This is a genomic window from Campylobacter showae CC57C (genome assembly GCF_000344295.2).
In the GTDB taxonomy this organism is placed as follows: domain Bacteria; phylum Campylobacterota; class Campylobacteria; order Campylobacterales; family Campylobacteraceae; genus Campylobacter_A; species Campylobacter_A showae_B.
On the sequence record NZ_AOTD01000239.1, the window covers coordinates 1 to 1,220 of the forward strand.

The 1,220-nt window shown below is 53.9% G+C and carries 1 protein-coding gene; it reads right to left on the bottom strand.

Annotated elements, in window-relative coordinates; all coding sequences use genetic code 11:
* Window positions 1-53: 53 nt before the first annotated feature.
* Window positions 54-1,139, bottom strand: coding sequence for a cell envelope integrity protein CreD (creD, locus tag H740_RS09605; RefSeq protein WP_331456432.1), 1,086 nt, complete (start codon window positions 1,137-1,139; stop codon window positions 54-56).
* Window positions 1,140-1,220 lie beyond the last annotated feature (81 nt).

Genomic DNA, 1,220 nt, shown 5'->3' on the forward strand with positions numbered 1-1,220 from the left:
AAGCCGACCGAGTTTCCAACGACGTATAAACCAAAAAGACGAGCCGAAAAAGGCTAAATTTTCAGCCCGTTTTCGTACCAATCTATCTTCCTGGTCAAATACATCACCAGCGCAATCACCGCAAATATCATCACGCTACCCATCAAAAGCGCGTAGTCCTCGGACTGCAAGATACCGTAGAGCAAGCAGTAGCTAACCCCGTGTACGAGCGCGATAAATACGCCCCATTTGCGAGCCCGAAAGATCGCCGAGCCGTAGAAAAGTATCGTCGCGCACACGGCTGCGGCCGCGATGAGATAGCTAGCTAGGAAGCTAATATGCTCGGAAAACGAGAGCACGAGCAGGTAAAATAGCACGTCGGCGGCTCCGATGAGTAGGTACTGGATCGGGTGAATGCGGACGCGGCTGTAAATTTCGCACAAAAATATCGCCAAAAACGGCACCGCTAAAAACAAGATCGCGTAGGTCACGCAGCGCGCGATGAGCGAGTAGTTATTTACGGGGCTGATGAAGCTAGCCTCGACGCTCTCCAGCCCCATCTCGCGCCTGCCGTCCATGATCCACGCCTGCGGGACGCCGGTGCTAAGGCCCGAGATCTCCCACTGCGCGTTAAAGCCGCTGCTTGTGACTTCGCGCAATTTAGGCAGCCAGCCGCCGCTAAAAGACGGCGAGCTCCACGAGGATTTTACGTCAAATTTATTATCCTGTCCGACGGGAACGAAGCTCGCGCTCTGCCCGCCTTGCATAGATAGCGTGCCCGCTAGCTCAAAGCCGCCGTTTGCTAAATTTGCGGGTAGCTTGTAGTGGACGCTTTGGGCAAAGGGCGAGTATTTAGGCGGCGCAAAAGACTGCGCGAGATCCTGCCCGTTTGCTTTTAGCGCGGGAAACGCGGTAAAGGTCTTTTTGCTACCCACGCCTAAAATCAGCGTCGCCTCGCCTAGCAAAACGTCGCTTTCCGCGATATTTAGCTGCTCGAAATTTAGCGGCGCAAATTTTGCTTTTAGCGCGACGTCGCCGTTAAAAACGGGCACGCTAAAGATACCGCGCTTTAGATACCGCGCTTTAGATACTGCGGATTTAGCTGGGTCGATAGCTCGTATGACTGCGGCGCTATCATGATCTGCTCGGTTGTCTGCGATACCGCCGCTACGCCGTTTTCGTTGTAGATCGCCGCTTGCTTTTTATACGGCACCGAGATCAAAACGCCCTCGATCCTAAGC